This is a genomic window from Nitrobacter sp. MLSD-S21 (assembly GCF_058809865.1).
On the sequence record NZ_JBXASZ010000007.1, the window covers coordinates 100,807 to 125,592 of the forward strand.

A 24,786-nucleotide genomic window follows, 5' to 3' on the forward strand; every position below is an offset into this window, starting at 1 on the left:
ACCGTCGATCGCTGTATTGAGATCAGTCAGACTGAAAGAACCGCTCAAGAGAAAAGCCGCAAGTTTCTAGGCTCGACGCCTTGACACAAATCAATAAGATGGACCAGCGTTATGGTATCTACTAAATTCAGCTCTTTGCTTAGGAAAAACAATGCGGATTGCTAGCTCATTGTTGTTTTTTGCGTTGTCACTGATCTTCACCTTAGGATCATCACAACGCATAGAAGCCGCCAATGTCGAGCAAGGTCGACGCTTGGCGTTGCTTTATTGCGCAGGATGTCACGCGATTGACAAGGTGAGTCCCAGCCCACTTCGGATTGCACCGCCATTTCGGAACTTGCACCAACGCTATCCCGTCGAGACGCTTGAGGAAGCCTTGGCTGAAGGGATCATAACCGGGCACCCCAGTATGCCACAGTTCCAATTCGAAGCCGACCAGATCAATGATTTCATCGCGTTTCTTAAATCCCTGGAGTAATCTGTAACGCTCATTGCGAGTTAGCATGACGCATGTTTGCGTCTGCCCATAGACCGGGCAAGTTCGAAGACCGTTGAGCACAAATGACATCGAAAACGCGGTTTGCGTAACGGTTGGGGGGCGGTTCGTACGTTGATAGCGCATACTTATCGGCTACGACTCTGGATGGCAGAGTATTGATCGATAGAGTCAACCGCAAAACCTCCGAAGAAGGACTACCGTCTCATGGTCTGGCAGCCGGATCGAAGACTTGATTGCTGAATGGGGACGACGTTGGCACCTTAATCACGATAAATCCGCGACCGATCGATTGGTGACAACCGTTACATGCCGCTGTCATCTCACTGAAAGCGGACGCGAACTTGTTGGGTTCTTTCTTCTGAATAGCCTCGCCAAGCCGTCGAACTGGCTCCGCCATAACTGTCATATCGGAAACCGGGATTCCCGGATAAAGCGTCGCCGCATCCTGAAAACTCTCCTTAATCCGGTCCATCTCATAGGCGGCGAGCTCCCAGTTCCGCAACTTGCCCGCAAATGATAGCTTGAAGTGGCGAAGCTGCATTGTTCCCATGATGTCGCCAAGGTGAGGAATATAGTTCCCATTTGGCAATCCGCCCGTCGATTGCGCAGCAGCGAAAGATGCGAATATCGCGCCGGCGCATGAAACAATAATCAACGTACGAGATGTCATCCCGCCCCTCCATCTGCCAATGATTTTGTCGCCGGCAAAACGCCTATTCGATCGAGAGATCCGTGAAGATGATATCGTCGCTGCTCACGCGCCCAGCGAATCGTACCCGGGCTCGCGAAGCGCGCTGTCATCATAATGAACGCGAGCTCTTCGCCACTATCTGCCTCAGAAGTCGCAATCACGGAATTGCTTTGAGGCAAGCCGGAACCGTGAGCCTACCTGGATAAAATCAACGTCGAGGCATTGGTGTTCTCGTCGGAAATCGCTGAGGCCATCGCACCGAAGATATTCGAGGTGTATCCGCCAACGTCTCTCGGCTGGAGAATAGGTTCCGAAATGATGCTGCGCCTTGGCCGGTCCCTTGCAGATTGTCGCTATATAGTTACGGATCTGGGGCGGCAGTTGATCTATGTGGCGGGGATTATAGGGATGATCCGTAAAAGGGGAACTGACCGCCAGCAGCTTGCTCGCAAGGAGAAGAGAACACGACAACAAGAGGGTACGGACAATCATTCGATCTCCTCCTAACAGAACCTTTCGCCAATCGTGCGCGTACCACCATTATTGATCCAGGAACGTTTGAACCACGCTCTACAACGTCTTAACGGTCCACGCGATCATGTCCTTGGCGATTCGTTCGAATGCATTGTTGAATGCCGTGCTGGCCGCCGCCGGTTCGATTTTGTCCAGCTTCTGCGTGTCCTGGAATAATCGCGCCGCGACTACCTTGCCATTCTTGTTCAGGATACGCGCCGACAATCCGATATCTGCGACTGGTTCTGGATCGACAGTGATCTGAAAGCGCCGGACGTCGATCAGAAGTTGATAATCTGTCTGCACTCCATCCATTGAGCGCAGGGGCGCATGGGCGATGTCGTAATTTTCGAAGCTTTCGAGCAGTTTTGACTGCAGCAGCTTCGGAATGCTGTCTGCCCACATCGCTTCGGCGAAATCCGGATACTCTTTGTCCGACGAAAACAGAAAACGCTGCGTATCGAGCTTAATCACTGCAGTCGGCTCCGGAATGAAGAGCCCGTTCTTGAGAGTCCGGTCGGGCGGGCTGGGAAAGCCGCTCGCCGCACGGAGGTCGTAAGTGATTTTCCGCGCCGGTGAAGCGCTTCCTGCTGTCATGCGTTCAAGGCCGGCCACGATGCCGTCGAGCTTGCCGGTATTGCGGGCCAGGCCTTCGGAAAACACCTGCAGGTTGGCGATCGTGGTTTTCAACGGCTCCGAATTTTCCGCCAGCACGGCATCGACATGCCGCAACGCATCGCGTGCAGCCTGGGTCATGCTCTGACCCGCGCCGGCTTCGGCGATCAATGTCGGGACCGGACCCGAGGCGCCGAGTAGCTGACCACCTTCCAGCGCAATGACTGGAACGCCGGTCAGACCCTGGAATTCGAGGCCGACTTTGGTGTCGGGTCGCACCGGCGTCGTCGATGTCACGGCAATCGCCGCGTCAACGCGGCGCGGATTGTCCGGCGCGAGGCTGAGCTCCGTCACTTCGCCGACGCGAATGCCATTGAAGAGAACGGCCGCACCAACCAGCAGGCCGGGCACAGAGCCCTCGAATTGCACGTGGTAGGTTGTTCGCGGGCCCAGACCCCCGGTGTTGTGCAGCCAATAGACGAAGCCGAAAACCGCGGCGAGGGCCGCCAGCACGAAAGCGCCGATGACGACAAATGGGGCACGGGTTTCCATCTCTCAACTCGCTTTCGGTTGCAGCATCAACGAGCGCTTGCCATGGAAATAGGCTCTCACCCACGGATGGTCGGATTGGAGCAACTCACGCATCGGCCCGATGGCGACAATTTTGCCGTCCGCCAGCGCCGCGACGCGGTCGCAGACCGTATTCAGGCTGGCGAGATCATGGGTCACCATGAACACCGTCAGGCCCAGGGTTTTCTGCAATGTCTTGATCAGGGTATCGAAGTCGCCTGCCGCGATGGGATCGAGGCCGGAGGTCGGCTCATCGAGAAAAACGATCGCCGGGTCGAGCGCCAGCGCCCGCGCCAGCGCCACGCGCTTAGTCATACCGCCCGACAGCTCGGCGGGAAACTTATCGCCGTCCTCCGGAGTCAGGCCGACCATTTCCAGCTTGGCGGTGGCGATCTCGTCCATCAACGCGCTGGACAACACAAGATTCTCGCGCAACGGAAACTGGATATTCTGCCGCACGGTCAGCGAGGAGAACAGCGCTCCCTGCTGGAACAGGATGCCCCATTTACCAGCGACCCTCTGCGTTCCGAGGTCATGGGTCGAGCCGATCCTGGCGCCCATGACCTTGATCTCACCACTCCGTCGCGGGATCAGGCCGATGATGGTGCGCATCAGCACCGACTTGCCTCCGCCCGAGGCACCGACGAGGCCGAGGATCTCGCCACGGCGTACATCGAGCGAGAGATGATCGATGACGACGCGGCGCCCGAAACCAACGACGAGATCGTTGACCCGAATTGCGAACTCTGCAACCGATGTATCCATCGCTACATTCCGATCGACGCGAAGAACACCGCGAACAACCCATCCAGAACGATCACCAGGAAGATCGACTTCACCACCGAGGTCGTCGTCTGCTTGCCGAGCGATTCGGCACTGCCCTTGACGCGCAGACCCTCGCTGCAAGCCACGATGCCGATCACCAAGGCCATGAAGGGCGCTTTGATCATGCCGACCTCGAAATGCGTCACGGACACAGCGTCGTGCAGCCGCGCGATGAATATCGCCGGACCCATGCCGCCGTAAAACCATGCGACCAGACCGCCACCGTAAAGCGCAGCCATCGATCCGATGAACGTCAGGATCGGCAGCGCAGAAACCAGTGCCAGGACGCGCGGCAGGATCAAAACGACGACGGGATCGAGACCCATAGTGGAGAGTGCGTCGATCTCCTCGCGCATCTTCATGGAGCCAAGCTCGGCGGTATAAGCGCTGCCGGATCGGCCGGCGACCATGATCGCAACGATCAGCACGCCAAGCTCGCGCAGCACGAGAATTCCAACCATATCGACGACGTAGGAATCGGCGCCGAACTTGCGAAAATGAAAAAAGCCCTGCTGAGCGATGATCGCGCCGATCAGAAGCGTGATGAGCAGGATGATGGGAATTGCCTGCCAGCCGACCCGATACAATTGATAGATCAGCGACGTGAGCCGAAGCGACCGCGGCCTGCGAATGATACCGAGCACTGCAACGCAAAGCGAACCGAGCATTTGCAAGAACACGACCACGTCTTCGCGGGAGCCCCAGGCAGCGCGACCAATCTTCTCCACCGTGGCGATCACGGGATTGCGCGCTTTGGGTGGCGGAGGATTGTGCCGGTTGACATACCTGACCTCCTCGATCAGGCCAACGTAGTTTTCAGAAACCCCGACGACTTCGACCGGACGATCGGCTATTCGCCGCGACAACTTCTCGAGCAGCCAGGCTCCCAACGTATCGAGCTCGCTCAGGCCGCTCATATCCAATCTGAGGGATTTCGCCCGCTCAAGCTGCGGCGTGACGGCGTCTGTGAGCGATTCCAGCGTGGTCACATTCGCCGCAATCCAGGAGCCATCCGGGCGCAGTTCGAGCGCATCACCTCTTGATGAAACCGCCAATTGAGGTGCTGTCGCCAAATACAAATCTCCAGCTCTTTACGCCATCCATATATTGCACCGGGAAATGGACATTGACCCAAGTCAACGGCACGCAGCGCCACCCGTATAGATTTTCATTCGATTCAGAAAGGCAGAGCTGAGAGCTGGCTCATCATTCGAGTCCCTCAGGCACGAGGACTATGATCATGCATCTCAAACCGATCCTGAATACGTCTCTACCGCAGCAATTCCGGCAAATCCGCCTCGAACTGGCGCGCGAACCGGCTCACCCAGAAGGAGACAGTGATTTCGGTTACATCATTATAGCCCCGCTCGCCCCCGATGGCCGCATCGACCATGAGTCATGGAAGAAGCATCGCGAGGCATGTCGCGTGACACGTCTACGGCCGGACGAGAATAGCGATATCGGCCATCTTATTCATCGTCCCGGCGGCACCTGGGCGTTCCATTACGACGACGCGACCAACCTGCCCGACGAAGCCGGCTATCACTTTGCGGACGAGCGTTTTGTGGCTGGTGAATACGTTTCAATCAAGGAAGGAGACACCATGCATACCTATCGCGTCAGGTCGGTTGCCCGTCTTTGACACAATGAACGATCGGTGGATGCGCGTGGGCTAAAGCATAAGCCTGACATGGTAAACGTCATGCTCGACGGGATCGTTGGCGATCTCGAAGCCGAGATCCCGGCACATCGCCAGCATCACGGTGTTCTCCGCTAGAACATCTCCAGCAATGTACTTTAACCCCTCAGATCTGGCATACTCGATGATCAATTTCATCAGCATCCAACCCAGTCCCCTGCCTTTTAGGTCCGAGCGAATTAGTATTGCATACTCGCCGGTCTCATAAATCGAATCCGAGTGAATTCGGACGACGCCCACCATCTCGTTGGCTGCCTCGTCGAAAGCCACCAAAGCCATTGCACGCGCGTAATCGAGTTGCGTCAACCGCGCAATGAATTCATGGTTTAATGGATTCACAGCAGCAAAGAACCGGAATCTCAGATCCTGCTTGGTGATGTGGCGCAGAAAGTCATAAATCAAAGGTTCGTCATCAGGCCGGATCGGCCGGACCATAATCCGCCAATTATCCTTCAACACAAGATGTCGCAGCCATTGCGACGGATAAGGCCGAACAGCAAAGTTGGCGTTGCCGGGGCCGACAAACTTTCGTACCGGAGACCCCACCGCGACGCGAGCATCGACCGTAAGAACCCCGGTCTCATCGGCGAGCAGCGGATTGAGATCCAGTTCTCTGATCTCGGGAATATCTGCCGCGAGTTGCGCCAGTTTCACCAACGTCAAAGGTATCTCGTCCTGTTTGACAGCAGGCACGTCGCGATAGGCGCGCAACAGCCGGGAAACGCGGGTGCGTTCGACAAGATCGCGGGCGAGCTTGAGATCGAGCGGCGGCAGAGCAAGCGCCTTGTCGTTGATCACCTCCACGGCGGTTCCGCCGTGGCCAAAGACGATAACGGAGCCGAAAGTCGGATCGCTGGCGATTCCCAGGATGAGTTCACGAGCCTTCGGCCGCAGGACCATCGGCTGCACCATGAAACCGTCAATCCTTGCATCCGGCAGCTTCGCCTTTGCATTCGCAAGAATGCTGAGCGCCGCGGCTCGAACCGAATCCGCGTTGGCAAGATTGAGCACCACGCCTCCGACATCAGATTTGTGCGAGATGTCGCGCGAAAGCACCTTGAGAACGACGGTCGCGCCGCGCGCGAGCAGGGCTTGCGCATGAGCAGCGGCCTCATCAGCACTGGCAGCCGCCTGCGTCGGAACGCTGGTAATCCCGTAGGCATCCAAGACGCCCACGACCTCAATCGGATCAAGCCACCGCCTGCCCTGCGCGACCGCCGACTCGACAATTCGCCGCGCCGCCGGGATATCCGGCACGAATTCATGTGTCAGGCTCGGCGGCACCGCCGCAAGCGATTCAACCACCTCGCGGTGATAAACGAGATGCATGAATCCACGCACGGCATCATCTTCCGTTGCATAGTCGGGAATGCCAGCATCGATAAACGTTTTCGAGATCTTTTCGTCGGCGCCGACCCATACCGCCAGCACCGGTTTAGCGGAAATAGTGTGCTTGCGCCGATCAGCGTCAACGACGCGGGTCACCGCCGTGGCGATGGCATCCGAATCGGCAATCGCCGTTTGCACATTCATGACAAGGATGGCGTCACTCTCGTCATCCGCCAGCAGAATCTCGAGCGCCCCGACATAACGCAACGGATCTGCATCACCAATAATATCGACCGGATTGGAACCCGACCATGTCGCCGGCAAAACGGCGTCGAGCTGTTGTTTGACGACAGGATTGAGTGCCGCAGGAATTCCTCCCAACTCGACAAGCCGATCTACTGCAAGAACGCCGATGCCGCCTCCATTGGTGAGGATGGTCAATCGTTTTCCAAACGCAAACTTGACTCGACTCAGTGTCTCCGCACAGTCGAATAGCTCCCGAAGGCTGAATACGCGCAGTATGCCAGCGCGGCCGAACGCTGCATCATAGACGGCATCTGAACCGGCGAGCGCGCCGGTATGTGTCGCCGTCGCCTTGGCTCCTTGCGCCATCCGTCCCGATTTGACGACGACGACCGGCTTGACCCGCGCCGCCGCTCGCGCCGCCGACATGAATTTACGGGCATCCTTGACCGCCTCGATGTACATCAGGATCGCCTTAGTCTGGGTATCGAGCGCAAAAAAATCTAACAGATCAGCGATGTCGACATCGAGCTGGTCACCGATCGATACGATTCCAGAAAATCCGACGTTACGACGCGCCGCCCAATCCACCATCCCGGTTGCGATTGCACCGGATTGGGAAATCAAGGCCAGATGACCCGCGCGCGGCATATGAGCCGCGAAGCTCGCGTTCAGATTTATCGTTGGCATTAATATGCCGAGGCAATTAGGACCGATCAGCCTCATATGATAAGCGCGCGCCGCGCGCTCGGCGGCTTCTGCCAATGAGCCCGCTCCGTGACCGAGGCCAGAGCTGATGATAATCGCACCAGCGGCGCCGATCCTTCCTGCTTCGGCGACGATCTCAGGAACCGTTGCCGCCGGCGTGGTGACAATGACCAGTTCTGGGACAAACGGCAGCTCAGCTAAACGCTTGACCGTCGATATGCCTTCAATTTCCCGATAATGTGAATTGACGACGCCGAACGGATTTTCAAAACGGGCTGCGCAAACGTTCCTTATAATCGCCCGCCCGACCGAGCCGCTGCGCGTGCTTGCACCGATCAACGCCACCGAATTCGGACCCAGCAGACTATTCAATCGATAGGTCGACATGGAGCCTTCATACCGGAAGATGTCCGGATATGGAAAAATGTCTGCGCTGCAATCTCGAGGGTTTCATGCGGCGCTTGATAAGATATCATCGAAATCCCAGGTCGAGTTGACTATTCTGGGATGCACACACCGGAAGTCTAGCGCGTATGAGCGCTGATGCGAAACTTTCAGACAGACGTTACAAGGCACGCGGCTCGCCACGCGTGCAGTCTCGCAAAGCTCGCATGACATCCTCGCGCGAAATGATGCCGACCAAATGCTGTCCCGTACCCATAACGGGAATGCTGCGAAGTCGATGCTCGACCATCAACTGCAACACACGCACCAACTTCGTCGTTGCGCTCACATAGATAAATTCGTGAATCATCACATCGGAAACGGTTCGCTTCATAAGCTCGTCATAGCGCGGAACCATTGAGCTCAGCGTAAGAGCAAAGCATTTGAGGAAGTCGAACTTTGTCACCAAGCCTACGGCTTCCCCCTCGTCGTCGACGACCGGATAGGCATTGAAATCATCACTAGCGAACCGATCATTGAGTTCGTTCATCGTGACGTCGCACGATACAGTCTTGACTTTTCGTGTCATGTAATGGTCGACGGTCTGTTCGAGAAATTGATACAAGATATCACCCAATTTCGTTGCGTCTGGCTATAGCGACCTCGGACGCGCGCAGGTCCATGCTACGCGCGTCCGGCCCTTCAAATCAGGCTGCCGTTTTGACTTCGATTGTTTTGGCCTGCGCGGGTGTCGGCTTCGGTACCGTGACCTTCAGGACACCCTTTGACATCACTGCCTGGATGCTGTCGATGTTCACGCCCGGCGGCAGGTCGACAGTTCGCACAAAAGAACCGTAGCTTCGCTCGACAAGATGGTAGTCCTTTTCTTTTTCCTCTCGTTGGTTCTTTTTCTCGCCGCGAATCGTCAAATGGTTGCCAACGACATTCAGCTGCACGTCTTTCTCTTCCATGCCGGGCAGTTCCGCGGTTAATTCAATCTCCTTATCCGTCTCGGCAAGATCCATGCTAGGTATCAGCGTCCGTGACGACAGACCGGTAAAGCTCCTGCTGAAGCCATCGAACAGCCGGTCCATCTCTCGCTGCAACACCGTCAACGGATTTGCTTCGGAGCGTGTCAGGGAACTATCCCTTCCTACAGGGATTGGCGCCTTCATCATGATCGATCCTCCAAAACAACGATCTCTGAGCGGCGTGATCTGACCACGCGCCAGCGGGACTGTTTTGATCAAGGTCAAACAGGGGTGGCTATTGCACCAATAAATATCCGCGTTACGTTCCAAGCTGATCGGGCGTACGGGCCGGTTAAAAGGAGGCATTCCATGCGCGCGATGGTGCTCTCGGCTCCAGCCACACCGCTCCGGATGCAGGAGCGCGACGATCCAATTCCTGGCGACGGAGAGATCCGCATCAGAATCAGTGCATGCGGGGTTTGCCGCACCGACCTCCATATCGTGGATTCGGAACTCCCCGATATCCGCTATCCGGTCATCCCTGGCCATGAAATCGTTGGCCGCATCGACCTGATGGGTACCGGCGTAACCGGCTATCAGATTGGTGACCGCGTCGGGGTTCCCTGGCTTGGGTCCACCTGCGGCCTGTGCCGCTATTGCCGCCTCGGCATGGAAAATTTGTGCGACCGCCCATCTTTCACCGGCTACACTCGCGATGGCGGCTTCGCAACCCACACCATCGCCGACGCGCGCTATACTTTCGGGATCGGCAGAACCGGCGACGACGTATCAATCGCGCCCCTATTATGCGCCGGCCTGATAGGCTGGCGGTCGCTGGTCATGGCGGGCAACGCCGAACGGCTCGGCATCTACGGATTTGGTGCGGCGGGTCATATCGTCGCTCAAATCGCCCTCTGGCAGGGACGCTCAGTGTTTGCCTTCACTCGCACCGGCGATATCGCGGCCCAAGACTTCGCCAGGCAACTTGGCGCCGTCTGGGCCGGTGCATCCGACCGGCGTCCGCCAGAGGAACTGGATGCCGCCATCATTTATGCCCCGGTTGGTGAATTGGTTCCGCTCGCCCTGCGCGCCGTCCGCAGAGGTGGCCGGGTTGTGTGTGCGGGAATTCATATGAGCGATATTCCCTCGTTTCCATACAGTCTCCTTTGGGGGGAGAGACAGTTGCTGTCCGTTGCCAATCTGACGAGGCAGGACGGCAGTGATTTCTTCAAGATCGCTCCTCAAGCCGGAATTCACATCCGCACGACCACCTTTCCCCTCGACAAGGCCAACGACGCGATTGCCATGCTGAGAGCGGGAGAGCTGCTGGGAGCCGCCGTTCTTCAACCTTGACCCAATCCAGATATGACAAGCCCGGCTACACAGGACACAGCCATTCAACGAGAAGTTTTCGCCTTCCTGGCCGCCTCCGCGACACATGGCGGTGCCGACGTTCGCCGCATTGACACCCATGCCGCTGTGGTCTTTCTCGCAGGCGACCGGGCACTGAAAGTCAAACGTGCAATCCGGCTTCCAGTTCTCGACTATTCAACACTGGCAAAACGGAAAGCGTCCTGCGATGAAGAGATCAGGATCAACCGCCAATCCGCGCCACAAATTTACCGCCGCGTTGTTGCAATCACCCAAGGCCATGACGGTTCGCTCAGCATCGACGGTGACGGGCAGCCGGTCGAATATGCCGTCGAGATGAAGCGCTTCGATGAGCGGCTGACGCTAGATCATCTCGCGCAAGCCGGCGCATTGGATCTTGCTCTGATTGTGGATCTTGCCGACGCCATCGCAACATCGCATCGAACAGCATCCGTTGTCACAGCCGACAGATGGATCTGTTCCCTTCCTTCAATTATCGCCGACAATACTTCCGCATTCCACGCTTCAGGCTGCTTGCCTGCGAACACCATCGATAAGCTTGATGCGAGAAGCCGGACCGAGCTCTCGCGAGTCCGAGCGTGTTTGAGAGAGCGCGGCCGGCTCGGGCTCGTTCGACGCTGCCACGGCGACCTCCATCTCGCCAACATCGTGCTGATCGGGCACAAGCCAGTTCTGTTCGACGCGATCGAGTTTGATCCCGTGATCGCCTCAATCGACATTCTTTACGATCTGTCATTCACCGTGATGGATATTCTGCGCTACGGACGCCGTCTCGAGGCCAATATCCTTTTCAACAGATACCTGACGACAACATTAGAAGACAACCTCGACGGGATCGCGGCACTCCCGCTATTCATGTCGATACGCGCCGCCATCCGCGCCAATGTTCTATTGGCGCGCCTCGGCGGACCCAGCGCCGACAGACCCAATACCGATGAAGCGACCATACGACTGTCCGCTCGATCTTATTTCGATCTGGCTCACCAGTTGATTCTTCCCTCGCCGCCAACACTTGTCGCGATCGGCGGCCTGTCCGGCACCGGGAAAACCGTATTAGCTCGCGCCCTCGCCGACGCCATTGAACCTCCACCGGGAGTCGTGATTTTGCGTTCAGACATCACACGCAAAGAACATTTTCGGGTCCATGAGACCCAACGGCTGCCTACAACATCGTATCAGCCCCAGGTTACCGCGACCATTTATCGAATCCTGACTGAACGAGCAGCAAAAATTCTCTCGCAAGGCCACTCAGTCATTGTCGATGCGGTCTTTGCCAAATCCACCGAACGAAACGCGGTTGCCGCGATCGCTCGCAATCTCAACCTGCCATTTTTCGGATTCTTTCTCGTGAGCGATCTAACAACCAGGATGAAACGAGTCAGACAGCGCGTGGGCGACGCATCCGATGCCACGCTCGATCTCGTCAAACAACAGGAGGACTACAACATTGGCCTGCTTGATTGGCACGTGATCGACGCCTCCGGAACACCCGAGCACACCCTGCAACGCTGCAAGGAGACGCTTGGCATGGCTGAACCCCACCTTTTACCAACATCACTGGAGCCACCGTGACGGAAGTTCGACAATCTTACGTCGGCTCCGCGAACTTACTTGATGCCGTCACGATGAGGGCTGTCATCTCACATTGACCGTAACAGCTAGAATATCCGATGTGGATCAGCGTGATAGCAGCACGCAACGCGTCGATTCAAACATAAGATGTTGCGTCACGCCACCGAGTATCCACTCGCTCAATCGCGAATGGCCATAGGCTCCCGCAACAACCAAGTCTGCTCCGATACTGGATGCAATTCTATCCAATGCAACCCCGGCATGGGCATTCTCTTCTGGAACAAGTGCGTTTGCTGCAATGTTGTGACGCGACAGCCATGCGACAACATCATCGGTGCGGTTCAATGCGGCCTCGCGGCTGCCATCTTCGGCGATCTCGGCGATCGTGACGTCTTTGGCTTTGCGAAGCAATGGAAGCGAATCAACGATCGCCCGTCGTGCCTCAGCGGTATCTTTCCAAGCGACCAGCACACTTCGCAAATCGAACGAACCAGCCTCGTCCGGAACAACGAGCAATGGCCTGCCCGCCTGCATAACCAGATCACTCGGATTGACCACGGAAAATGGGTCTGTAAGTACCCCGCCTCCACTTTGCCTGATCACGATAATATCGGCGGCACGCGCTTCCCGCGCAACAAACCGAAGGGGGATCTCCATGTCGGAACGCCATTCGACGTCTTTCGTGCTCCTATTCATGGCTGTTCGGAATTCGGACTCTAGTTCTGACAACCTCGTTTTGATTGCGTTCCGACCTCGCTCAATCATTTTGTCGGCTTGCTCACCCGAGGTGAAATAAAGCGGCGGACTGAACTCCGCGGCCGCAACTCCAGCAACCCGCGCATCAAATCGCTCGACCATTTCGCCGGCAATAGCGAGACAACGCTCGTTCGACTGCTCGAACGCAAGGCAAACCATGATCGTTACGTAAGTCATTCGTCACTCCCGATGCGGCTAAATCAACAATCTCAAATGGTGTCACGCGCTAATATGCATGGTCTAAGATCCTGAAGCGAAAATGATCCAGATCAAAGAACTTACAAATGATTCTGACGTGCTGCGAACAATGATGGCGCCCGTTTGACCTAGGTCAATCCGTCTCAACGCATTGGCGATAGCATTTAATACGCTCATCCAAACACGAGGAGCTTCAGCATGCGCGCTCATCAGATCATGACCAGGCGGATCATCACGGTCCACCCTGACACCACCATTGTTGATGCCGCCAACTCCATGCTCAGACAACACGTCAGCGGCCTTCCTGTGGTTGACGCAGAAGGAAAGCTGGTCGGCATCATTTCGGAAGGCGATTTCATTCGCCGCGCCGAAATCGGCACGCAACGAAGGAGGGCACGATGGCTGAAATTCCTGCTCGGTGCGGGCAGGGATGCATCGGACTTCGTTCGCGAGCAAGGCCGCAAGGTCGGTGAAATCATGACACCGGATCCATGCACCGTTTCAGAGGATACGTTGCTGGAAGACATCGTGACAACGATGGAAAAGAACAGCGTTAAGCGCTTACCGGTGATGCGAGGCGACCAGATTGTCGGAATCATCACACGATCCAATCTACTGCAGGCTGTCGCAGGGCTTGCCCGCGAGGTTCCCGATCCGACCGCGGATGATGACCATATTCGCGACCGCATCATTACGTCCATCGAGAAGAACGACTGGTGTCCATTTGGACTTAGCGTCATTGTACACGGCGGAATCGTTCATCTCAGCGGAATCATTACCGACGAACGTGCTCGGCAAGCTGCCGTGGTCGCGGCAGAGAATGTCGCCGGCGTGAAGGAAGTGGACGATCATCTTTGTTGGGTGGATACCATGTCTGGGCTCTGCTTGATTTCTCCGGAAGATAAACAATTAGCGGCCACGGGTTGATTGCTTCCTAAAAATTACAAAAGGGTAGCTACACTATCGCTCTCGGTTGTGAATCGGACTGATTATTCGCTCACGACCGCTGCCGGACCGCGCTCCGATGCAATCAAGAGGACGAACTGAATGAAATCGGCTCTTGCATCAATCTCAATGTATAGGGCCGCAACTCGACTTGTGCTAACGTAAGGTGGCGAGACAAAGCGAACCGCTGCGCACCATCTCACGATATATGCTTCGACATCCTGACCGAGATCCTTCTCGAAATGTAAATGGATCGAGTGTGGTGAAAGAGCTGCGCGATCCTGTGGACCCGCACTAGGTCATTCTGGACGGCAAGGTCGACAATTGGGTGAACGACGTGCCGCCGAAAACGCCGCCTGGTCTGCAAGCCGATCAAGAACAACCTATTTTTTCGGCAGAGAGAGGCTGCAGTCTCTTTTGCTTCCTCCTCCTCCAGCAATCTTAAAATGATCTTTCGCTTTTCTTCATCCGTCGTCTCCGCAAGCAGCTTGCGGGAGGGAAGAATATTTTCCTCGTGAACATTGCGTTGTTACGCGGAAGCGGGAGCCAAACCAGCGGTTTTACAGACCCCCTACCGGCTACAACAATAACGGATCGATTTTATAATGTTCTTGAGCCGGATAAAGTCTTATCCTTCGGCTTTGGCAGCCTAACGCGCCATAGGTAGCGGTCATGATCCCGGATAGCCTCATTAGCTAGCGATGGTAATACGGGGATACAGTAGATTTTTTTAATGAGCTTTCCTTGCCGCGCCGGGAAGTGAAACCGTGTCGAGTAACGATCAGTTGTCGTCGAACAGCCTGTTCCGTGAGGAGTTGCAACGCGGAATCGACAAATCCGGAGTTGGCATCTGGGATCTCGATCTCACGACCCGGAAACTGTTCTGGTCCAGCCCAACGCGCAGGCTTTTTGGCGTCTCGGAAAATGCCCCGGTCAGTTACGATCTTTTCCTCTCCTTGCTCCAGCCGGAGGATCGCGCGCGCACGGAATCGGCTATTCAGCGCTCGATCAAGACCGGGTGCAGATTCGACCTTCAGTACCGGATTCGTGGGACATCAGAAAGAGAGCGCTGGGTTCGAGTACGAGGTGGCCTCGTCACCAACGAAGGCGGAGTGGCACAGCGCCTGAGTGGCGTGATACTCGATATCGACGATCAGAAGCTGATTGAAGAAGCTCTGATTGCGCGCGAAAATCACCTACGTTCGATTCTCGATACCATTCCCGATGCGATGATTGTTATTGATGATCACGGCATCATGCAGCACTTCAGCACTGCAGCCGAACGTCTGTTCGGCTATTCAGAACACGAAGTCATTGGCCAGAATGTCAGCATTTTGATGCCTGAACCGGATAGCAGCCGACACGACCGCTATTTGGCCCGCTATCAATCCACCGGCGAACGGCACATCATAGGCATCGGACGGATTGTCACTGGAAAACGCCGAGATGGGGCCACCTTTCCGATGCACCTGTCCGTCGGCGAGATGCACTCAGGTGGAAAACGGCATTTTACTGGATTTGTCCGCGATCTTACAGAGCATCAGCAAACCCAGGCAAAACTTCAGGAATTGCAATCCGAACTGGTTCACATGTCTCGCTTGAGTGCGATGGGGGAGATGGCATCGACTCTCGCGCACGAGTTGAACCAGCCGTTGACCGCGATCAGCAACTACATGAATGGAGCTCGCCGCCTGTTGACCGCCAATGCAGATCTCAACATCACGAAAATCGAACGGGCGCTCGATTGCGCTGCAGATCAGGCCATTCGCGCCGGTCAGATCATTCGACGGTTACGCGATTTCGTCTCCCGGCGGGAGTCAGAGAAACGCGTCGAAAGCCTGGCGAAGTTGATGGAAGAAGCCGGAGCTCTCGGTCTCGCAGGTGCACGTGAACAGAACGTCATGCTACGGCTTGAACTGGACACAGAATGCGATCGCGTCCTGGTCGATCGCGTGCAGATTCAGCAGGTCCTGGTCAATCTCTTTCGAAACGCCCTGGAGGCAATGGAGGAATCACCAAAACGGGAACTTACCGCCTCCAGCAAGAAGGCATCGGACGAGATGGTCGAACTGTCCATATCGGATACTGGGCATGGCTTCAGCGAGGCCACCGCTGAAAGCCTGTTCCAGACTTTCTTCACGACCAAGGAAACCGGTATGGGCGTGGGTCTCTCTATCAGCCGGTCGATCGTGGAAGCCCACGGTGGCCGGATATGGGTCGAAACGAACGATTCCGGTGGCGCTACCTTCCGACTGACTTTGCCTATAGCTGCAACCGGGGATTTGCCAGATGTCGCATAAGGGAAATGTCTATGTCATCGATGACGATCCAACGATGCGGGACTCGCTCGATTTCCTGCTTGGCGCGGCAAATTTCAACGTCACGCTGTTCGATGCAGCCGCCGACTTTCTCGATGCTCATTCCGGTCTTCGTTTTGGTTGCGTCGTGTCTGACGTTCGCATGCCTGACATCAATGGAATGGATCTACTTCGACGTCTCAAGGCCACTGCTTCGCCCCTGCCCGTCATCATCATGACCGGGCACGGAGATATCTCCCTCGCCGTCGAAGCGATGAAATTAGGAGCGTTCGATTTTGTCGAAAAGCCGTTTGAAGATGAACGGCTGATTGGAATGATCGAGGCCGCCCTCCAACAGAGCCCGAATCGTACGAAAAGTGACGATGTCTCGGCGGAGATCGCATCGAGAATAGCGACTCTCAGTCAGCGCGAACGTCAGGTCATGGACGGCCTCGTCGCAGGACTATCCAACAAGCTGATAGCCCGTGAACACAATATTAGTCCCCGGACGATCGAAGTTTACCGGGCAAATGTCATGACCAAGATGCAGGCCCATAACTTGTCCGAGTTAATCCGGCTTGCCCTGCGCGCCGGCATCTTAAACGATTGAGGTAAGTCAAGTCGCCCCCTCCTTACAACCGTATTGTAGGTGATCACTGGAATTCGTGGCATCAGATGACAGGGTCCACAATCGTAAAGCACAGAATCTGCATTCTCGATGACGATCCTGCTGTGCTTCAGTCAATGCGATTTCTTCTTCAAACCCATGGGTTCAAGGTTCGCTCGTTCGGTGCCGCCGTGACGTTATTGGCTTCCATTGGTCCGGACGATGTCGATTGCCTGGTGATCGATTACAAGCTGCCCCACATGGATGGACTGGATGTGGCGGCCCGCCTCCGTCAACAAAATGTCGCGGCACCGATTGTTCTTATTACCGGCTATCCCCCTCAGCATATGGCGGAGAGGGCCGCGGCCGCTAGAATAGACTATATTCTATTCAAACCTCATCTAGAGGACAGCCTCGTGATGCGCGTTCGGGAGGCCATTTCTCGCCAATATCCAAACCATTAGAAAGTTTTTGCAGGGCGCAAAGCCGCCTTTGGACATTCCGCTGCCCGTCTCCCCCGGCACCACCTAAGGGCGAAGCCCTAAGGTATCGGCCGCACCACCTCTCGCGTGAAAGACTCTTCCAAGCCGAAGACGGTACGTGCCTACGGACTCGGTCGGCACTCACGAAATGCTCCGCAATAGGACAAGCTATCTGCGTTGAACCCGACTTCGGCGGCGATTCTCAGACCTTCTTGGGCGCAGACGCTAGCGATTTCGAAGAACGATCCGGGGGCGAGTTATTTGTAGATAAGAGAAGCAGCCGGACTAAAATGCATATCCGCAACCCCGGGGCGTTCAGGCCTCCCAGGCAGCTACTACGAGCCCTCCGGCAAGCGCAACAGCGCTGATTCCTCCAACTAGCAGCCCGACTCTCCTGTTTCCTACCCAACTGGCCATGATGGCCTTGGAGATGGTGTTGACTGCAATTGCGACCATGATCGCACGAGCCGCTGTCTTCAAATCTACATCCCCACCAGCCATGCGAGCGATCGAGATCGTGAGGGCGTCGACGTCCACGATTCCGGAAAGCGCGGCCACAACGAAGATGCCGACGCCGCCGAACATTCGGCGCACCAGTTCTGCGGTCAGCATCACGGCTGCAAGCACCGCGGTCAGTTTGACTGCGGTTCCGATGGCGAGAGGATTTCTGATTTGAAGTTCGGGCGTCTCCTGTTGGACATTTCTGAACAATAAGATAGCGGCCCCGATGCCGAGCACCGCGGCGGTGGTCAAGAGCGCGGGCAAAAGTGATACCAGCAGTACGCCATTGAGCGCCACTGCAATGGTCCCCGCACGCAGCATCATGACGACACCCGCGACCAGAATACCTGCGCTCAACAATCCGGACGATGATGGATGTTCGCGAGCCAGCTTCGCCAAAGCAAGAGTGGTGACTGTAGACGATGCAAGCCCTCCGGCAACAGCCGCCATGACGACTCCAAGCCGATTTCCGAATGCCTTCACTGCCACGTAACCGGCGAATGAAATTGCCGCGATCATGATCGCGAGAAGCCATATCTGATAGGGATTGATCGCTTTCCACGGATCGATCGGCCGATTTGGCAGTAGCGGCAACAGCAGGAATGACATCGCGAGCAAAGTCAGCACGGCGCGGATTTCTTGCCAGTTCAACGAACTGATCCACCGATGCAACGGCTCGCGTAACGCCAGCAGAACCGTCATGCCGACGGTGCAGGCAATGGCAAGTTGCAGATCTCCAACGACAGCCATGGTCCCGAGCAGGAACGTGAGCATTCCCGCGACAACCGACGTCACACTGGCACGACCTTCGTTCTTGGCTTCCAGCCAATGAAAGGCCGCGAATGCCATGATATATCCCAAAAAGACCCATCCAATGACCGAGAAGGTCGTTTGAAGCGCGATGAGACCGGTGACGCCGCCCAATAGTCCGGAAAGCGCGAAAGTACGAAAGCCCGCGGCTCGCCGATTACTCTCCGCATCGCGCGTTTGCCAACCGCGCTCCAGGCCGACAAGGAGCCCAATGGCCAGAGACACCGTAAGGCGACTCAGAGGTTCAGCATCCATGCCATTTCACTTTCGTCCGAATCGATCGTTACAGCTCTGCCCGCCCCCAAACGATCGCTGCTGTTATAGCACTCGACAGCCGCTTTACAGCGTCGACTCAGCCTTCCCCGAGGCTTCCGAGTCGTATGGCATAATCGGTCTCCAGACAATTTCAGTTGCGATACTCAACTCAATCTCAGTATCCATACTGGCACCACAGGTGCAGAGCATGATTTGAGTCAATGAGAGTTCCGGGTGGAGTTTGCTGAAGAAAGCGCATCTTCTCACCCTCCGCGACTGTTCGCTTCCGGCGATGTCAGCCCCGATACGAAATTGCTGCAACCCAACCCCGCAGCAACGCGCCGGTTACTGCCGCGGATGGAGCATGACGAAATACCTGCTGCACCGATCTTCCTCGATTCCCTCTCGCGATTCACGCAGCGGCGGTTTCCGGCAACGTGCTGCGTCATGCAGTCACCGTTCGTTACCACGACGTCAAGGATAGCTCCTGCCGCCCAGCTTCCTTCCAAATCGCAGCGAGGGTGTTGTCGCAAACACCTTGGCCGATGTGAATGCTTGATCGAATCTGTGCGCCACCGTTGCAGGGAGTTCGGCCTTCGAGATCATGTCCCGGACAGCCCCTTCAAAGACGACCGGAATCTGCGCAACGTGATGGCTCTCCATCAACGCTATCGCTTCGGTTAAATCCGCATCCGGCTCTACGCACTGTCCGCCATCAGCGCCCTGAGACAAATTGAGGGTCTTCACGAAAGGAGCATTTCTGGTTCATCGTAGCCGACGGCAAGGCCGCGCTTCGGATCGAGAAGCACCACGCTATCAGCCTTACTTCAGCAGTTCGTCGGAGTTCGTCTGCTCCGGGTCGATTTCAGCTCTGGCCGTGTCGTATGATCTCGACCGGATCCTTCGGAGCCTGACGTTGAAAGCTAAACTTGCGCTGAACCTCGAGGGCATCGACCTTACGCATGCTCGATCTCCTCTGCTTTCACGGAGAGATTCCTCTTATCGTATTTGGGAAATCAATCGACTTATACAGAGGCTACTCTTCTCAGCAAGCGACCATCGCTTTGAGCTTTAACCTTGCTTGGGATACGCTTGGAATCTTGGTTGCGGGGAAGCGCCACACCCGATCCCTGCGAAATGAACCCAACGCTCTTCAAAATGGGAATCGTCTGTATCAATGGTTGCGGCGACTGCCAGTGCTCAATTCATGCGATTGATAGAACAAATCGTTCCGAGATTGGCAGCATGACCGTTGCCCTCCGAGGGTGGAGGTCACACGTTCGGATCGTGTCGGGCGCACCGCGCGCGATTCGAACTTCTATGTCGAAAGAATTGCGCCGCTGTGGGCGCTAATTCGGCGAGCTAATGTGGCCTTTGACTCTTCTGGCGCGTAGGAAACATGGACATCGAATACGAAGAAGTCGCGTCATGCTCGCGCTCGTCGTGAGCAGTCACGCCTTTGCGCGTCGTCGGGCTGGCTCGATAGACGACCGTTGCATGCATCCCCCTTTGGAAGGTGGCGTTGCCGTCAGTCCACCTTTCAAATAAGAGAGACAGCAGGATACCAAGCCCTTGTAGAATTTAGACTAACTCTAAAATGTAGCTTGAGAACGCCCGCTCGGAAGGTCGCACGCGTTGGGATATGCCGATAAACATCTGGGTCTTTATCTCAGCCACCGTGGCGAGCTTGTCGATTACGCGACGGCGATCGTTGGAGATCGCGGGCGCGGCGAGGATGTCGTTCAAGAAGCTTTTTTTCGTCTCAGATCGTCTTCGGCCGACCGGCCGCTGGATGAACCTCTCGGTTATGTCCGGCGGATCGTCCGCAATCTTGCAATCGACTGGGTGCGGCGGCTCGCGTCTGAAGGCAAACATCTCGCGGGGTCTGTGGCCTGTGAGACGGTCGCTGAAGACTGGCCATCGCAGGAAGATGCGATCGTCAAGCGCGACGAGTTGAAGATCGTTATGGAAGCGATGGCGGAATTGCCGGAGAGGACGCGTATCGCCCTGGAGCTGCATCGTTTCGAGGGTCTGAAGCTCAATGACATTGCAGCCCGTCTGGGCATCTCGGTCGCGCGCGTGCATTCCCTGGTCTATGAGGGTTTGGAGCATTGCCGTAAGCGGCTAGCACGGGAACCGTGACGCGCTTTTCTGCGCTTCCTGAAAATCGGCCGGTTTCATTCGTTCTACAATTGAGCTGGTCGATCGGATGATTTGTCCCTCCAGGCTGCTCCGGGCACCTTATTTCTTTGGGAGATAGCTGATTAAACCGGACGACGACCATAACAACCCAAGCCAACAGGCGCTTCATTGGCTGATCGCCCTTCAGGAAGACCCTGACGATCCGAGCCTCCGGGCAAGCCTTGAGCTATGGCGTGCGAGCGATCCGGAGAACGCCCGAGCGTGGGTGGAAGCACAGCATCTCTGGGATGTGCTCGGCGAGGCGCGAGCATCGGTCAAAGCGCCAATACAGGCGACCGCACCAGCGTCAACCCGGCGCTCTCGCCTATCGACGACCACGGCGCGGCCGACATCGCGCCTCCGGCCCCGCCATCTCGTCATGGCAGCCGCCGGCGTCGCCGCCGCCTGTGCGGTCGTTATCCTTCAGCCGGCGATCGATGTATGGCTACGCGCTGATTATAGCACGGGCGTTGCGGAGACGCGAGAAATCCGGCTGGAGGATGGCAGCATCGCCTTCCTTGGCGCCGACAGCGCGATCGAGGTCGCCTATGACGCGAGCCGCCGCCGCGTGCGGCTCCTGTCCGGTCAGGCTTATTTCGAGGTTCAGAAGGACAGCATGCGGCCTTTCCATGTCGAGGCGGGCTCAGTCGATACGGTCGACCTTGGAACCGCGTTCGATGTTCGGCGGAGGCCCGACGGCGTATCAGTCGCCGTCAACGAGGGCAGCGTAGCCGTGACATCGCCGATCGCCAGCCAGGCTCTCGCAACGCCCCTGGTTGCTGGCGATTGGGTCCGGGTCGCATGGAGCGGGACAGTCCGACGCGGCAACGATGCGCCCGAGTTGGCCGGCGGTTGGCGTTCGGGGATGCTCGCAGTCAAGGACGAGGCCATCACCGATGTCATTGACGAAATCGGACGGCACTACCGTGGCAAGATCATCATCGCAAGCGGTGAGCTTGGCGAGAAACGCGTGACGGGCGTCTATGATCTCAACAAGCCCATCGATGCCGTTCATGCCGTCGCGCAGGCGCTTGGGGCACGCGCACGTCAGGTCAGCCCCTGGCTGATCATCGTCTCGGGTTCATGACGGCGATTGTCATTTTACAACACTTCTAATCTGCAATCCGTCGCTTTTCGCTAAAAAAATCCGGCTCGGCTTCGTTCCTTCAGCGAGGGTTTATTTCTGCGCAGCCGCGCAGCCCCTTGTACTGAGGAATGAAGGGTTAGGGGATGCAAGCGGAAATGAAGGCGCGGAAGGCGGGTGGACTCGGAAGTAAGGCTTTCGCGGCGCTGCTGATGAGCACCGCACCCGGATCGATAAACGTCGTGACATTAAATGCTGCGCAAGCGCAGGCAGCGCAATCCGGTCACGCAACTCAGGAACGGGCATTCGCAATCCGGCCGCAGCCCCTTCCAGGTGCCCTCACGGTGTTCGGTCAGCAGACCGGTCTACAAGTCTCCGTCGATGCTGCGGCGGTGAGAAGTCTGACGTCGCCCGGCGCGACAGGCACCCTGACGCCCGCCACTGCTCTGACACACCTGTTGGCCGGAACCGGCCTTTCCTATCGGTTCACTGGAGCTTCCACCGTCGTGATCGGCACGCCCGGTGCACAAACCACGGGCGGCGCAGTGCCGGCCGGCGCAATCACGCTCGACACCATCGATGTGCAGGGTGGGAATCCCAATTCGACGATGACGCCAATGCCAGCTTATGCGGGTGGGCAGGTCGCAACAGGAGGCCAGCTCGGTATTCTCGGCAATCGAAGTGTGATGAATTCGCCATTCAACATCACAAGCTACACGGACAAGTTCATCCGGGACCAACAGGCGGCAACGGGTGCAGACGCATTATCCTTGATCCTTCTGTGCGGAGTACCGCCCCAACAGGCGGTACAGTCAGTTCATTCAATGTTCGTGGCCTCCCAGTCAACGAAGGCAACAATGGTGAGTTCGCCTTTGGAGGGCTTTACGGTATAGCGCCGAGCTACCGCATCTTTACGGATTACGCCGAGCGTATCGAGGTGCTCAAGGGGCCTTCGGCTGCGCTCTCTGGCATCGCACCCAACGGTGGTGTCGGCGGGGTCATCAATATTGTGCCTAAGCGCGCGGGAGACGACTTGACTCGTCTCACTATGAGTTACGGTTCGGTCGCGAGACTCGGCGGTTACTTGGACGTCGCGAGGCGCTACGGCGGTAACCGGGAACGGGGCGTGCGGGCCAACGGCAGCATGCGTGGCGGCGACACACCCATTGACCACCAGTCTGAAACGACGGCCGTTGGGTCACTCGCCCTAGACTATCAGGGCGAGCGGTACAGGACTTGGCTCTACCTCCTCGCGCAAAATGATCGATTTACCGCTCCGTCCCGTCCCTTCCGTATGGCTGCCGGCGTGCCGGTACCAACGGCACCAGACGGTCGGTTGAATGTGATCCAACCTTGGGAATGGTCGCGCATCACCGATCAATCTGTCCTATGGCGGAACGAATACGATGTCAGCGATCAGGTTACGGTGTTCGCTGACGTCGGCGGGTCGCGGTCGACGGTCAATCGTTTCTTTGCGAATGCACCTCTGCATACCATTCTCAATCAGCAAGGCGACACGACCGCGGCGCCCCAGTTCTTCGGGCTTAACATCGAACGGTACACATATGATGGCGGTTTCCGCGCCCGTTTTGATACCGGAGTCGTTCACCATGCTATCGTTTTCCAGGCGTCGGTTTATCATGACGCGCTGTACCGGCGGCTCACCAATGGCAGCTTGCTCGCGTCGAACATTTATAACCCGACGGTAACACCAACTCAGTTCGCAAACGATATCCCCGGGCGTCCTCGGCTCTCGGACAGTCAACTCACGGGACTCTCGATTGCTGACACCTTGTCGATGCTTGATGAGCATGTGCTGTTGACATTGGGCGTCCGGCGTCAAGGTGTCGAGGCGAACAACTATCTTTCTAATGTCGGAACTCCGGTGAACTCCTACGATAAGAGCGCAGTCACTCCCGTGGTCGGCCTCGTTGTCCGTCCCCGGGACGACGTCTCTCTGTACGCGAATTACGTCGAAGGGCTGAGCCGAGGTGATATAGCACCGGAGAATGCGTCCAATTTCGGCGAAGTACTCGCGCCCTATATCGCCAAGCAGGTCGAGGCTGGTGTCAAGGTTGACTTCGGCAGAATCGCCACCACTTTCAGCGCCTTTCAGATATCGAAGCCGAGCGGTGAGATGTCCGCTGGGCGCTTGGCGCAGACTGCCGAACAGCAGGTTCGCGGGCTCGAGTTCAATGTCTACGGCGAACTGATGCCCGATGTACGTGTACTTGGAGGCGTGTCGCTGCTAGATGGCACCCTGACGAAGAGTGCGGTCGCGGCAAATGTGGGCAACACACCAATCGGCGTTCCAAATATACAGGCCAATATTGGGGCCGAATGGGATTTGCCCTGGATGCGAGGACTCACCTTGAATGGGACGATCATCTACACCGGCAAGCAGTTCATCGATACAGCGAACACACAGCCGATCCCGGATTGGACGCGACTTGATCTCGGCGCTCGCTACACGACGGCGATCTACGGCAGAAGGACAATTTTCCGCGCAAACGTTCAGAATGTGACAGGCACAAATTACTGGTCCAGCGTGGCCTCGTTCGGAACGTTCTTCTTGGGAGCCCCGCGCACGTATCTCCTGTCGATGTCCGTGGATCTGTAGATGCCTATAGGGAGTCGCTCCATGCATACTTGTGAACGT

20 protein-coding genes and 2 pseudogenes are annotated in these 24,786 nt (G+C 56.7%); 12 read left to right on the forward strand and 10 right to left on the reverse strand.

Going from position 1 to position 24,786, the window contains the following annotated elements:
- Positions 1-151: 151 nt before the first annotated feature.
- Positions 152-478, forward strand: coding sequence for a c-type cytochrome (locus AC1RT6_RS17285; RefSeq protein WP_079447784.1), 327 nt, complete (start codon positions 152-154; stop codon positions 476-478).
- 223 nt (positions 479-701) lie between these two features.
- Here AC1RT6_RS17285 and AC1RT6_RS17290 read toward each other — a convergent pair whose 3' ends face one another.
- The 4 genes from AC1RT6_RS17290 to AC1RT6_RS17305 all read right to left on the reverse strand — a co-directional run bounded on the left by AC1RT6_RS17290 (position 702) and on the right by AC1RT6_RS17305 (position 4,786).
- Entirely contained in the window at positions 702-1,169 is a 468-nt protein-coding gene (locus AC1RT6_RS17290) for a hypothetical protein (RefSeq protein WP_079447785.1), read from the reverse strand.
- A 591-nt stretch (positions 1,170-1,760) separates the two neighbouring features.
- Positions 1,761-2,870 carry an ABC-type transport auxiliary lipoprotein family protein gene (locus AC1RT6_RS17295; protein ID WP_079447787.1) on the reverse strand — a complete coding sequence of 370 codons (1,110 nt, stop codon included), beginning with the start codon at positions 2,868-2,870 and terminating at the stop codon, positions 1,761-1,763.
- Positions 2,871-2,873: 3 nt separating this feature from the next.
- Positions 2,874-3,653 (reverse strand): ABC transporter ATP-binding protein, encoded by a 780-nt coding sequence (locus tag AC1RT6_RS17300; RefSeq protein ID WP_079447788.1) that lies wholly within the window; start codon positions 3,651-3,653, stop codon positions 2,874-2,876.
- Positions 3,654-3,655: 2 nt separating this feature from the next.
- A complete protein-coding gene (locus AC1RT6_RS17305) occupies positions 3,656-4,786 on the reverse strand; it encodes an ABC transporter permease (protein ID WP_079447789.1) in 1,131 nt (376 codons plus the stop codon).
- 161 nt (positions 4,787-4,947) lie between these two features.
- Here AC1RT6_RS17305 and AC1RT6_RS17310 point away from each other — a divergent pair, with 161 nt between their 5' ends.
- Positions 4,948-5,355, forward strand: coding sequence for a hypothetical protein (locus tag AC1RT6_RS17310; RefSeq protein WP_087881199.1), 408 nt, complete (start codon positions 4,948-4,950; stop codon positions 5,353-5,355).
- Positions 5,356-5,385: 30 nt separating this feature from the next.
- Here AC1RT6_RS17310 and AC1RT6_RS17315 read toward each other — a convergent pair whose 3' ends face one another.
- The 3 genes from AC1RT6_RS17315 to AC1RT6_RS17325 form a co-directional block, all read right to left on the reverse strand.
- Positions 5,386-8,079 carry a bifunctional acetate--CoA ligase family protein/GNAT family N-acetyltransferase gene (locus AC1RT6_RS17315; RefSeq protein WP_472791405.1) on the reverse strand — a complete coding sequence of 898 codons (2,694 nt, stop codon included), beginning with the start codon at positions 8,077-8,079 and terminating at the stop codon, positions 5,386-5,388.
- A gap of 178 nt (positions 8,080-8,257) precedes the next feature.
- Positions 8,258-8,701 carry a CBS domain-containing protein gene (locus tag AC1RT6_RS17320; protein WP_079447791.1) on the reverse strand — a complete coding sequence of 148 codons (444 nt, stop codon included), beginning with the start codon at positions 8,699-8,701 and terminating at the stop codon, positions 8,258-8,260.
- Between the two features lie 82 nt (positions 8,702-8,783).
- Positions 8,784-9,254 carry an Hsp20/alpha crystallin family protein gene (locus AC1RT6_RS17325; protein ID WP_173816027.1) on the reverse strand — a complete coding sequence of 157 codons (471 nt, stop codon included), beginning with the start codon at positions 9,252-9,254 and terminating at the stop codon, positions 8,784-8,786.
- A gap of 162 nt (positions 9,255-9,416) precedes the next feature.
- Between AC1RT6_RS17325 and AC1RT6_RS17330 the strand changes: the two genes are divergently transcribed.
- On the forward strand, positions 9,417-10,400 hold the full coding sequence (locus AC1RT6_RS17330) for a zinc-dependent alcohol dehydrogenase family protein (protein ID WP_079447792.1): 984 nt from the start codon (positions 9,417-9,419) through the stop codon (positions 10,398-10,400).
- Positions 10,401-10,412: 12 nt separating this feature from the next.
- Positions 10,413-12,011, forward strand: a complete 1,599-nt coding sequence (locus tag AC1RT6_RS17335; RefSeq protein WP_472791404.1) for a bifunctional aminoglycoside phosphotransferase/ATP-binding protein — start codon at positions 10,413-10,415, stop codon at positions 12,009-12,011.
- Positions 12,012-12,116: 105 nt separating this feature from the next.
- Here the strand turns inward: AC1RT6_RS17335 and AC1RT6_RS17340 are convergent, their stop codons facing one another.
- Complete coding sequence (locus AC1RT6_RS17340; RefSeq protein WP_079447794.1) at positions 12,117-12,944, reverse strand: universal stress protein; 828 nt, start codon at positions 12,942-12,944, stop codon at positions 12,117-12,119.
- Between the two features lie 219 nt (positions 12,945-13,163).
- Between AC1RT6_RS17340 and AC1RT6_RS17345 the strand changes: the two genes are divergently transcribed.
- From AC1RT6_RS17345 to AC1RT6_RS17360, 4 genes are all read left to right on the forward strand, one after another.
- The gene (locus AC1RT6_RS17345; RefSeq protein WP_079447795.1) at positions 13,164-13,892 is read left to right on the forward strand and encodes a CBS domain-containing protein; all 729 of its coding nucleotides are present in this window, start codon (positions 13,164-13,166) and stop codon (positions 13,890-13,892) included.
- 785 nt (positions 13,893-14,677) lie between these two features.
- A complete protein-coding gene (gene fixL, locus AC1RT6_RS17350; protein WP_079447797.1) occupies positions 14,678-16,210 on the forward strand; it encodes a sensor protein FixL in 1,533 nt (510 codons plus the stop codon).
- Positions 16,200-16,817 (forward strand): response regulator FixJ, encoded by a 618-nt coding sequence (gene fixJ, locus AC1RT6_RS17355; RefSeq protein ID WP_079447798.1) that lies wholly within the window; start codon positions 16,200-16,202, stop codon positions 16,815-16,817. Before fixL ends, fixJ begins: the two co-directional genes overlap by 11 nt.
- A gap of 65 nt (positions 16,818-16,882) precedes the next feature.
- A complete protein-coding gene (locus AC1RT6_RS17360; RefSeq protein ID WP_079447799.1) occupies positions 16,883-17,278 on the forward strand; it encodes a response regulator transcription factor in 396 nt (131 codons plus the stop codon).
- Between the two features lie 333 nt (positions 17,279-17,611).
- On the opposite strand, the gene AC1RT6_RS17365 is transcribed toward AC1RT6_RS17360, so the two are convergent.
- Together AC1RT6_RS17365 and AC1RT6_RS17370 are read right to left on the reverse strand one after the other, a co-directional pair.
- The gene (locus AC1RT6_RS17365; protein ID WP_079447800.1) at positions 17,612-18,862 is read right to left on the reverse strand and encodes an MgtC/SapB family protein; all 1,251 of its coding nucleotides are present in this window, start codon (positions 18,860-18,862) and stop codon (positions 17,612-17,614) included.
- A 474-nt stretch (positions 18,863-19,336) separates the two neighbouring features.
- Positions 19,337-19,609, reverse strand: coding sequence for a CBS domain-containing protein (locus AC1RT6_RS17370; RefSeq protein ID WP_244553530.1), 273 nt, complete (start codon positions 19,607-19,609; stop codon positions 19,337-19,339).
- An 888-nt stretch (positions 19,610-20,497) separates the two neighbouring features.
- Between AC1RT6_RS17370 and AC1RT6_RS17375 the strand changes: the two genes are divergently transcribed.
- From AC1RT6_RS17375 to AC1RT6_RS17390, 4 genes and pseudogenes are all read left to right on the forward strand, one after another.
- Positions 20,498-21,004: a sigma-70 family RNA polymerase sigma factor gene (locus AC1RT6_RS17375; protein WP_079447801.1), complete on the forward strand. Its 507-nt coding sequence runs from the start codon at positions 20,498-20,500 to the stop codon at positions 21,002-21,004.
- Between the two features lie 121 nt (positions 21,005-21,125).
- Complete coding sequence (locus tag AC1RT6_RS17380; RefSeq protein ID WP_274533968.1) at positions 21,126-22,130, forward strand: FecR family protein; 1,005 nt, start codon at positions 21,126-21,128, stop codon at positions 22,128-22,130.
- Positions 22,131-22,339: 209 nt separating this feature from the next.
- A pseudogene (locus AC1RT6_RS17385) lies at positions 22,340-22,585 on the forward strand (hypothetical protein); the annotation flags it as partial.
- Between the two features lie 150 nt (positions 22,586-22,735).
- A pseudogene (locus AC1RT6_RS17390) lies at positions 22,736-24,747 on the forward strand (TonB-dependent receptor).
- The last annotated feature ends 39 nt before the right edge of the window (positions 24,748-24,786 follow it).

What these genes read in the sequence shown, in the direction of transcription:
- AC1RT6_RS17285 (WP_079447784.1), top strand. Translation starts at nt 152, where the DNA reads ATGCGGATTGCTAGCTCATTGTTGTTTTTTGCGTTGTCACTGATCTTC.
- AC1RT6_RS17290 (WP_079447785.1), bottom strand. Translation starts at nt 1,169, where the DNA reads ATGACATCTCGTACGTTGATTATTGTTTCATGCGCCGGCGCGATATTC.
- AC1RT6_RS17295 (WP_079447787.1), bottom strand. Translation starts at nt 2,870, where the DNA reads ATGGAAACCCGTGCCCCATTTGTCGTCATCGGCGCTTTCGTGCTGGCG.
- AC1RT6_RS17300 (WP_079447788.1), bottom strand. Translation starts at nt 3,653, where the DNA reads ATGGATACATCGGTTGCAGAGTTCGCAATTCGGGTCAACGATCTCGTC.
- AC1RT6_RS17310 (WP_087881199.1), top strand. Translation starts at nt 4,948, where the DNA reads ATGATCATGCATCTCAAACCGATCCTGAATACGTCTCTACCGCAGCAA.
- AC1RT6_RS17315 (WP_472791405.1), bottom strand. Translation starts at nt 8,079, where the DNA reads ATGTCGACCTATCGATTGAATAGTCTGCTGGGTCCGAATTCGGTGGCG.
- AC1RT6_RS17325 (WP_173816027.1), bottom strand. Translation starts at nt 9,254, where the DNA reads ATGATGAAGGCGCCAATCCCTGTAGGAAGGGATAGTTCCCTGACACGC.
- AC1RT6_RS17330 (WP_079447792.1), top strand. Translation starts at nt 9,417, where the DNA reads ATGCGCGCGATGGTGCTCTCGGCTCCAGCCACACCGCTCCGGATGCAG.
- AC1RT6_RS17335 (WP_472791404.1), top strand. Translation starts at nt 10,413, where the DNA reads ATGACAAGCCCGGCTACACAGGACACAGCCATTCAACGAGAAGTTTTC.
- AC1RT6_RS17340 (WP_079447794.1), bottom strand. Translation starts at nt 12,944, where the DNA reads ATGACTTACGTAACGATCATGGTTTGCCTTGCGTTCGAGCAGTCGAAC.
- AC1RT6_RS17345 (WP_079447795.1), top strand. Translation starts at nt 13,164, where the DNA reads ATGCGCGCTCATCAGATCATGACCAGGCGGATCATCACGGTCCACCCT.
- fixJ (WP_079447798.1), top strand. Translation starts at nt 16,200, where the DNA reads ATGTCGCATAAGGGAAATGTCTATGTCATCGATGACGATCCAACGATG.
- AC1RT6_RS17360 (WP_079447799.1), top strand. Translation starts at nt 16,883, where the DNA reads ATGACAGGGTCCACAATCGTAAAGCACAGAATCTGCATTCTCGATGAC.
- AC1RT6_RS17365 (WP_079447800.1), bottom strand. Translation starts at nt 18,862, where the DNA reads ATGGATGCTGAACCTCTGAGTCGCCTTACGGTGTCTCTGGCCATTGGG.